This is a genomic window from Coleofasciculus sp. A1-SPW-01 (genome assembly GCF_040217205.1).
Classification (GTDB): domain Bacteria; phylum Cyanobacteriota; class Cyanobacteriia; order Cyanobacteriales; family Coleofasciculaceae; genus Coleofasciculus; species Coleofasciculus chthonoplastes_A.
Genome location: NZ_JAVJNP010000026.1, coordinates 1 through 6,650, shown reverse-complemented (window position 1 = coordinate 6,650; position 6,650 = coordinate 1). Strand labels below are relative to the sequence as shown.

Genomic DNA, 6,650 nt, shown 5'->3' with positions numbered 1-6,650 from the left:
CGGATATCTCTGGGAAAAATGAGGGAGTTAAAGACGAGTAAAACTTTTCGGTCATCGTCAAATTAATTCCTCTTAATTAAGTTAAAAATGAGTTTGCGTAAAAATTACGCAAACTCATTTTTTTGTCCAAAGTCCAATCATTATCGAATAGCAAATCAACAGAGTTAACTTGCCCAGTCAAATCCAACTGAATTAAACTTTGGCTTGGCACAGCCGCAACACTAATCGTTCCTCCTGGTGCTGATAATTGCCCCACATTCAGCACCGTACCCCCCACCAGCGTCAAATTCTCCCCCTCTCCAACCACCAAATTCCCAGTATTCACCACTGCTGCTGGTTGCTGTTGTCCATACTGCAACCCCGGAGTGAGATTAATCGTCAACAGTGGCGCTGACTCTGGATTCGTTGCACTAAATTCAACCCCATTATCAAATACCAAACGATTCGCCGTACTCGCCACAAACGAACCCCGAATATCCAACTGAGCATTTTCTCCAAAAATAATCCCATTCGGATTCAGGAAAAACAGATTCGCCGCCCCATTAACCCCCAACGTTCCTAAAATAGCCGAAGGCTCATTCCCGGTTACCCGACTAAAAATACTTTCAATTCCTACTGGATTCGCAAAATAAGCTTCTTGTCCTTCACCAATATTAAACGCCTCAAAGCTATGGAAGAGATTACTACCGCGAATCGCGCCCCCTTCAATCAGTTCTCGAATATCACTGACATTAGTGATGCGAGACGACTCAGCCCCCAGGGTATTGTCAGGAAGGATTTGAGCCGAAGCGTTGTACAACCCACCACTGAACCAACATCCCATCGACAGAAACGGAAACAGTCCTAACCAGAGAAACCCCTTCAGATTGGTAGTGCTTGCCATAGCTGCTGTGCCTTCCCAAAACATGACATCATAAATGAAGCTCTAAGAAAAGCTTCTACCCTAGTTGTAGGTTCAAGCACAGAGTTTTCGCAAAATGTAATGTTTTTTCTTCATCTTGTCCCGTCTTAGGTTGGTAGCCGTTATGTTTATCCGACTTGTTCAGCTTTCCCCTAATTACTCTTTAGCGATCGCGCCTGGGTCTTCCAGCAGAGAAGCTTGGAAATGTGCGCCATTGGCGCACAAACTCTCCCCACCAAAAAACGTCAGGTTCATCCTTGATAATCCTCACCCTCCGGTAATTTGAGCCAATTCCCTTAACTGACGCTCAGGTAACGTTAACATCAACTTAGCCAGGATGGTAATTTGAGTCAAACCAGGTATCGCGTTCCACAGCCATTGGAAATCGCTGTGACTGTAAACCGACCCCGTAATTGCCATTGTTTCCAATATCTCATCAGGCGAATCAGAGGTGACTAACGGTAGATACACAGTAGCCAACCATCGAAGTTCTTCTTCTTGCTCCGGTGCAGGCTGAATTTTACTCATTTTACTATTAGAGGAACCAATTAGCATTTTGAGTAAATCGCGGAAGCGGCTGATATGCTGCTGAGAATAGCCCGTGATTGCCGCGATCGCACGTTGGGTAATTTTCTCTCCTGTCTGTTTAAGCTGTTCCACAGCCGCCTTAATCGCCATCTCAACCCGTTCTGTTTTACTGGCAGCGTCTGGGGTAATACTGGATGCTAAAGTAAGGGTTACCGGGATATCTAAAGGATAATCTCCCAGAAAGTAGACCCGCAGCTTTTGGTGAGGTCGTCTGTGCGCCCGCAATCGCCCAATAGCTTGATGAATATCAGCGAGTATACAACGCCGCACAAAGGCTCTAAACTCTGGGTCAGCCGAAACATTCATCTCCAAGCAGGGTGGTTCTGTTAGGGGTAACGAATTAGGTTGACGTTCAGACGAGGAAATTGATCCACTTTGGGCGTCACTTAGCGCTTCGACTTCGCTCAGCACTAAAGATGAAAGCAACTCATTACCCCTCCCTACTCGAATCGGATACTTAACCTTAACCGTACCCGGTTGAGGCGTTCGTCCATACCTGAGTGTAAACTCAGCCTCCAGATGACTCAGACTCCGACAGGGAGTACCAACCAGAATCAGCGTTTGAGTCGATTCTAAATCATTGACACCACGAGATTCGACCCACCATCTTAAAGCACCGTCTGGGGCAAACGCCTTAAAGTCAATAACCTTAGCTGTAGGGTCTTTTTCCTGTATGGTCTTAATAATGGCATCAATACGCTGCTGTAAGCAGTTAGAGCGATCGCTATTTCCCAAACGTCCCAATGTCGCTACCTGAATCACCTCCAAGTTACTACGCGGGGTTACATCTTGCTTTAACGAAATAATCTCAGTAGGTGATACCCCCAGTAACTGCGCTAACTCCGTTAAGTCACCCGTAGCATCTAAAAAGATATTCCCTTTGGCAGCTTTAGCAATCCTCACCAATCGGTCATCGGGTAATGTGATAGAAAGTACCCCATGAGCAATTCGCAAATGTCCGGCTGCTCCATTTAACACCGTCAGAAAAGGGACTAGCCACTGTAGGAGAAACTGTTCCCTGATGGTTTGGGCAACTGTGGCATCAAAGTTGGTACGATTATGGCGGACAGAAGCAGGTAACTTGGCAACATCAGCTCCATGTTTTACCTTAGGGTCTAACTTGCTTAAATCAGGTTTAATCGCTTGGGAGATGGTGTTATAGTCAAGGTCTTGGGGTAACTGAGGCAGCAATTCCAAAACACCAGTATGATTCCACCCGTAGCGAGATGGTGCAGGAATTTCGCCCGTCAGCAGCGCTCTTAAAGCCTGCAAGAGATCCCCTATTACAGAATAGACACCATCTTTTTTCGTCACTAAATGAACAATGAGTTGGTCTATGTCTTTCTGAGTGACTTCCAGAGTTCGCGTCGTTCGCAGTAAAGTTGACCATTCATCCCACAGTAACACCACCTTGGTATAGTCATACTCAGCCGGGTCAGGTAAACTTTCTGGATGGGCGCGGAATCGATTGGATTTGAGAGCTACTCGACGCTGATGTAAAAAGCCGAACTCATAACCTCTCTGACAAGCCTGTAGATGAGGACAGGTTTGACAGATTACGGCGTCCGCATCATCAATGTTTAAGGCGCGTAGAGCATTAATCGTTTGGTTGCGGGAGCAGTTGCTCTGAATGCGGGGTAACTCGTCAGATTTGGCGCGACGCTTGCGTCCAAAAGAGTCTATGGTTAAGCCATTATGACGCGCTTCTAGGTCAGTCCAACTTTTGAGAGTGGGGACAGTGGGATTGCGGTGTTCTGAGCTTAAGAATAGGATGCGCCGAGAGTTAAACAATGGGTTGTTGGTGAGTCCGCAATCATAGCTTTTACCTGTACCCGTAGCCGATGAATCACAGATAAACTGGACTCCTTGGTTTAGGGTACGACTCCAAGCATCCAATCGTTGACCGTCTTGGTAAGTGATAGTTCCTGTTGGGGTAGATGGTGTTGGTTCAGTTTCAACGGTTTCAACAGGGGCAAACCCGTAACGGGAGCGTCGTTGGCTGAGTTGAGCCAGACGGTTTTTCAGTTTGGGGAACCATCCGAGTAAGTCTTTAAATCCATGGAGTTTGATGTGGGGTTGGCGGACGAGTAGTTCAAATTGGGCGACGGTGATATATTGAATTTCATCCGAGCGTCCAGCGATGAGCAGGTCGTCAATATCTAAATGTTCTTCTTTGCTTGTTTGACCCCACCAAGCGACTCGTAGCTGATAACCCCATTGTTGCACGAGTTTAAAGGTGGTTCGATAGTGTCGCAGGACGTGGGAATTGTGAATCGCCCCGGCGTCGGGGTAGAAATCAATGGTCTTGGTATTGAGTTGAGTAGATAAGATATCGAGGGATTCTTTAAATTGTTGGGGTGATGAAGCCAAGTTACCCCCAGCCGCACCGAGACAAGGTTGACCTAAGCGGGTGGCTACGATGTAAGGTTTGGGGTTAACACCTTCAGTTATGCCAATGCTGGAGCGCTGGATGTCACCTAGGGGACGCCACACGGCGATGGGGAGTTCACCGTTGGGTAGGTGAGCCGTGGGTCCATTGGGACGAAATCTCGAACGGCTGGTGGGCCACTTATATTTATGTTCGGTGGCGTTGTCGAAGCGAATTTGAAAGCCGATAATCCGCTCAAATACGTCAAAAATTGGGCAACCTATTCCCGGTTTGGAGACAGTGAGTTGGCGACCCCACAGGTCTATACCAGCTAATTGGGGGTTAATGTAGATAACGTCTTGATAGGGAGCGATGGTGAAGTAGCAGGCGTGGTCAATTTCTGTGTCAGATAGACCCCGCTGTTGTTGTAAATGTTGGCGGTGAGCGCGGGAGAGTCCGACTTGTTGGGACAGTTTACGGATAGCGCGATCGCGTTGTTCGATTGGGAGTAAGCGATCGCATCGAGCCGCTTCTTCTTGAAGTCGTTTTCCTCGTTGTGCTGCCCTTTGCTGGCGTAATTGTTCCCACTCATCAGAGTTGCGTTCTTCTCCATCATCAACAGCCCACAGGAAAAAACCCAATATGTCCTCGCCGACACATTTGTAACCGGGTGCAGTGGTTACATCGTGGCGGCAGTGAATTAAATTGTTTTGCAGGTTTTCCCGACAGTCGGACCGGGAGCCGTTACAGACTGGGCAGTTTCTTTTCAGGTAACGCCATGTAGATGCCATTATCTCACACTCTTCTTTTGTCAGTTACCCATACCCATCACCCTGGCAAAGTGGGACGGGATATGGTTTTTGGGGGTTGACTTAGAGTAGCAACTTGGTTTTTTGCACTGTTGTAACCTTCGGTGGATCAAAACTGATCAGTATGATCAGGCTTGTAACCTTGTCTGAAATGCTTGATATGGCAAGGTTTCAAAAAAAAAGCGTCGCACTTAGTGGAACGTAGTGTCGTACTCAGTGGAATGTAGTGTCGCACTCAGTGGAAGATATTCAGCTACTAAAAACGCCTGAAATCCCTGTACAATAATGGTTACAAGCTTGTAACCCTGTCCAAAATTGGGCAGCCCGATATAGTCGCGGGAGGGCATTCCGAGACTTAAACTGAAGTTCCCCCCATCCCGATTGAGGATAGAAGCCGAAACCCGGACTATATAAGCATTTCAGACAATTACTCTTCTCAATTCGTACCCATGTATATTTAAGATTTTCTTAATACTCTTGGGAGAAAATTTGTGAGATAATTGTAGTCATGTACATCGAACGTGTTCCGAACAGAAATTCCCCACCCGCCGTATTACTTCGTGAGTCCTATCGCGAAGGCAAGAAAGTGCGTAAACGTACCCTAGCGAACCTGTCTAAATTGCCGGATGAGGCGGTAGACGGTTTAAAGATTCTCCTCAAAGGTGGCAAAGCGATTGAAGACATAGAGGAGGCGTTTAACATAGTCCGTTCTCGCCCTCACGGTCACGTCGCTGCGGTACTAGGAACGATAAAGAAAATAGGATTAGACTCAATCATTAGCGACGAAAACACACGTAACAGACGATTAGTGTTATCGATGATAGCGGCGCGGATTATTGCCCCTAAGTCAAAATTAGCCACAGCCAGAGGATTACAAGAAGCAACTAAACTATCCAGTCTAGGAGAACGATTGGGATTGTCTGGGACGGATGAAGACGAACTCTATTTAGCCATGGACTGGCTCTTGTCTCGGCAAGAGGAGATAGAAAACAGCTTAGCGTCTATCCATCTGGTAGAAGGAACATTAGTTCTCTATGATGTCAGTTCAACCTATTTTGAGGGAAAAAATTGTCCTCTGGCACAATTTGGATATAATAGAGACAAGAAAAAAGGGAAACTCCAAATCGTATTTGGATTATTGTGTAACGCCCAAGGATGTCCGATTTCGGTAGAAGTATTTGAAGGGAATACAGCCGACCCCAGTACATTAACCCAACAAATAGAAAAAGTCCGCTCACGGTTTGGATTAAAGAAAATAATCTGGGTGGGGGACAGGGGCATGATAACACAAGCTAGAATCCGAGAAGACCTTCAGAAAAACTCAGGAGTAGATTGGATCACCGCGCTGCGGTCAAGCCAAATCCGCAAACTGGTTAACCAGTCGTACATTCAGCTCTCTCTATTTGATGAAAAAGACTTAGCTGAAATTACCTGTGAAGACTATCCTGGAGAGAGATTAGTCGCCTGTCGGAATCCCTTCTTAGCTGAAGAAAGAAAGAGAAACCGCGAAGAGTTATTACAAGCCACTGAGCAGAAATTAGATAAAATAGTCAGCGCCACATCGCGGCAAAGATGTCCCTTAAAAGGTGAAGCTGAAATTGGACTAAAAGTGGGTGAAGTCATCAACAAGTATGGTGTGGCTAAACATTTCAAAATCCAAATCACTCCCGATAGCTTCTCTTACCAAAGAAACCAAGAAAGTATCGAGGAAGAAGCGACATTGGATGGCTTATATGTGGTGAGAAGTTCCGTACCCGAAGAAACATTGAACGCCGAAGATACCGTAAAAGCTTATAAGAGTTTATCCAAAGTTGAGCAAGCCTTCCGCAGCTATAAAACTATAGATTTAAAGGTACGTCCTATCTATCATCGTAACAGCGATAGAGTCAAAGCTCATGTATTCTTATGTATGTTGGCGTACTATGTAGAATGGCATATGCGCCGATGTTTAGCCCCGATTCTTTTCGATGAAGATGATTGGGAA

3 protein-coding genes are annotated in these 6,650 nt (G+C 46.2%); 1 reads left to right on the top strand and 2 read right to left on the bottom strand.

Translation table 11 applies throughout. The annotated features are described in order from the left end of the window. Positions 1-76: 76 nt before the first annotated feature. Positions 77-883, bottom strand: a complete 807-nt coding sequence (locus RH949_RS04920; protein WP_446352113.1) for a filamentous hemagglutinin N-terminal domain-containing protein — start codon at positions 881-883, stop codon at positions 77-79. Positions 884-1,168: 285 nt separating this feature from the next. After that, positions 1,169-4,648, bottom strand: a complete 3,480-nt coding sequence (locus RH949_RS04915; RefSeq protein ID WP_446352112.1) for a hypothetical protein — start codon at positions 4,646-4,648, stop codon at positions 1,169-1,171. Between the two features lie 526 nt (positions 4,649-5,174). On the opposite strand from RH949_RS04915, the gene RH949_RS04910 reads away from it, so the two are divergent. Next, a partial coding sequence (locus RH949_RS04910; protein ID WP_446352111.1) for an IS1634 family transposase occupies positions 5,175-6,650 on the top strand: 1,476 nt, incomplete at its 3' end.